General features: G+C 37.7%; 3 protein-coding genes. All 3 read left to right on the top strand.

The genetic code is table 11. From position 1 onward, the window contains the following. The first annotated feature begins 60 nt into the window (after positions 1–60). From acpP to FJ213_13065, 3 genes are read left to right on the top strand one after another with little or no spacing between them, the layout of a single operon-like run. Positions 61–312: an acyl carrier protein gene (acpP, locus tag FJ213_13075; protein ID MBM4177083.1), complete on the top strand. Its 252-nt coding sequence runs from the start codon at positions 61–63 to the stop codon at positions 310–312. A 2-nt stretch (positions 313–314) separates the two neighbouring features. Then, positions 315–2447: a CoA-binding protein gene (locus FJ213_13070; GenBank protein MBM4177082.1), complete on the top strand. Its 2133-nt coding sequence runs from the start codon at positions 315–317 to the stop codon at positions 2445–2447. Between the two features lie 29 nt (positions 2448–2476). Further along, entirely contained in the window at positions 2477–3286 is an 810-nt protein-coding gene (locus FJ213_13065; GenBank protein MBM4177081.1) for a glucosamine-6-phosphate deaminase, read from the top strand. Positions 3287–3362 lie beyond the last annotated feature (76 nt).

The raw sequence follows: 3362 nt of genomic DNA, 5'->3' as shown, positions 1-3362 counted from the left end.
TATTTTTGTAAATACAGTTCGTGTTGAACATATCAATAAATTCAATTAAAGGAGTAATAAATGGATCGTACAGAAGTTGAGAACCGTGTAAAGAAAGTTATTGCGGGCGTTCTCAAAATTAATCAAGAAAATATTTCATCAAGTGCTAATTTTATTTTTGATCTTGGAGCCGACTCGCTGCAGAGTCTTCAGCTTGTCGCCGGATTTGAAGAAGAATTTGACATCGAAATGGACGAAGATGCTGCGTTAGGTGTGCAATCAGTTTCAGATGCTGTTTCTTTTATTAAATCTTATGTAGATGCGAAGGTGTAGTGTTGTCAAAATTCAGTAAAAAAACTTGGGAACAGATTCACAGTATTTTTTATCCTCGTTCGATTGCAGTTGTCGGTGCAAATAAAGTCAAAGGCACTGTCCCTTCTGACATTTTTTACAATATCTTAAAAGCAGATTTTCAAGGAATACTCTATCCTGTAAGTCCAAAGGAGCAATTTATTGCAAGTGTAAAAGCATATAAATATGTTATTGATATTCCCGATCCGGTCGATATGGCAGTCTTGGTTTTTCCAAGTTCCGTTTGTCATATGGCATTAGAGCAGTGCGGGCAGAAGGGAATCAAATCGATGATCATCATTTCTGCAGGATTTAAAGAAGTTGGCGGGGCAGGAATCGAGCGGGAGAATCAAATTAAAGCGATTGCACATAAAAATGGAATTTCATTTATAGGTCCGAATTGTCTCGGTGTAATTAACACAGATCCAAATTGTGTTATGAATGCTTCATTCGCTCGTGAGATGCCGGACGCAGGAAACATTGGATTTATTTCGCAAAGCGGTGCGCTGTGTACCGCAGTTTTGGATTATGCAAGAGCGAAACACATTGGCTTTTCTAAATTTGTAAGCTTTGGCAATAAAGCAGATATAAATGAGATTGATCTTTTGTTTTATTTGAAAAATGATCCGCAAACAAAAGTAATTTTAATGTACCTGGAAGAAGTCAGCGATGGTCAAGCTTTAATGGGAATCGCCCAAGAAATAATTTCAGAAACTGGAAAACCGATACTTGCTCTCAAATCTGGAAGAACATCTGAAGGCGCATCCGCTGCAGCTTCTCATACCGGAGCTTTAGCAGGAAGCGATGAGGTTTGCGATGCTGCGTTTGATCAGGCTGGTATTATACGCTGTGAAAATATTGAAGAGATGTTCAATTATGCTCTTGCTTTTGCTTATCAACCAATTCCACAAAACAATCGAATAGCAATTATTACCAACGCTGGCGGACCCGGAGTGCTTGCAACAGATATGGCAATTAAGAGCGGACTTCAGCTTGCAAAATTTTCTGAAGAAACAACCATTGCTCTCAAAAGAAGTCTGCCTGTAACTGCGAATATTAAAAATCCCGTTGATGTTATTGGAGATGCAAGGGCTGATAGATACATCGCAGCATTAACTTCCACTTTAAAAGATGAGAACGTAGATGGAGCAATGGTTATACTCACCCCACAATCGATGACAGATATCGTAACTATAGCAGATGAGATTTCGAAAATTGCGAAAGAATCGCCCAAACCTTTTCTGACATCATTTATGGGTGCGAGCGACGTTGCCGCCGGAATCGATATTATTCAAAGAAGAAATATTCCACACTATCAGCTTCCAGAAGATATGTGTAAAGCGTTTTCGTCTGCCTATAATTTCAAAAAACGGTTATCCAAAAAAACATCTGCACCTGAAACTTTTAATGACGTAGATGTAAAATCAGCTAAATCAATTCTCAAAAAAGCTGTAAATGAAGGAAGAAAATTTCTCACCGAAGAAGAGGGAATTAAAATCCTCGATGCTTATAAACTTCCTATTTTACCGAATGGATTGGCGAAATCTGAGGATGAAGCCGAAAAAATTGCAAAAAAAATTGGGTTCCCTGTTGTATTAAAAATCATGTCTGAAGATATTATTCATAAGTTCGATTTAGGCGGTGTTCGGCTGAATATAAATAGTATCGAAGAAACACGCAGAGCATTTTCAGAGATAATGCGAAATGTGAATGCCGCAATGCCTGAAGCGAGAATTAAAGGTATACTTGTCCAGAAAATGGTTAATACAGGAGAAGAAGTAATAATCGGATTGAAACGTGATTATACATTCGGTCCTGTTGTCATGTTTGGACTCGGTGGAATTTTTGTCGAAGTGTTGAAGGATGTTAGATTCAAAGTCGTACCAGCTTCTAAAGAAGATATTTACGAAATGGTTCGAGAAATTAAGTCGTATCATCTGCTCGCTGGTGCAAGAGGAAGAACGAAGAAAGATATCGATTCAATAGTAAATTGCATTCAAAGAATTTCGCAATTGGCAGTCGATTGTCCACAAATAAAAGAGCTTGATATCAATCCATTGCTTGTTCAAGATGAAGGCAGCGGCAGTTTTGTAACCGACACTAAAATAATGTTATAATTTAATCAATAAATAATAGGAATTAAAAAATGAGAATCTTAATTCACGAAAACTACCAAGCTTTAAGTAAGTTCACAGCATATTACATTGCAAAGACAATTAAGGAGTTCAATCCAACTCCGAAGAAACCCTTCATACTCGGATTGCCAACTGGTTCATCACCGCTTGGAACATATCAGCATTTAATTGAGCTTCATCAACAAGGTAAGGTATCATTTAAAAATGTTGTTACGTTTAATATGGATGAATATGTTGGACTTCCGGAAAATCATCCTGAAAGCTATCATTACTTCATGTGGTCGAATTTCTTTAATCACATTGATATCCCAGCAGAGAATGTAAATATTCTGAACGGAAACGCTGCTGACCTAGAGAAAGAATGTACCGATTACGAAGCAAAAATTAAAAAATACGGCGGAATTAATTTGTTCCTCGGCGGAATCGGTCCCGATGGTCATATTGCATTCAACGAGCCTGGTTCATCTCTTTCGTCAAGAACTCGTGTAAAAACTTTGACCTACGATACTCGTGTTGCCAATTCGAGATTTTTTGACAACGATATTACGAAAGTTCCATCCACAGCATTAACCGTCGGCGTCGGGACAGTTATGGATTCGGATGAAGTCGTAATTATCATAAGCGGTTACAATAAAGCAAGAGCGCTTCAGATGGTCGTCGAAGAAGGAGTCAATCACATGTGGACTGTTTCTGCGCTTCAAATTCACAAAAAAGGAATGATTGTTTGTGATGATACTGCAACGATGGAATTGAAAGTCGGAACAGTAAAATATTTCAAAGATATTGAGAAAGATGCTATTAACAATCTACCCGAATTATAGGAGAACTCATGGAATATCGCAGACTAAAATCTTCTGAAATAGAATTGCTGAAAAATCAAAGTTGTACTGCGGAAGA

Source organism: Ignavibacteria bacterium (assembly GCA_016873845.1).
In the GTDB taxonomy this organism is placed as follows: domain Bacteria; phylum Bacteroidota; class Ignavibacteria; order Ch128b; family Ch128b; genus JAHJVF01.
The sequence above is the reverse complement of the archived record's forward strand: the minus strand, read 5'-3'. Positions and strand labels throughout refer to the sequence as shown.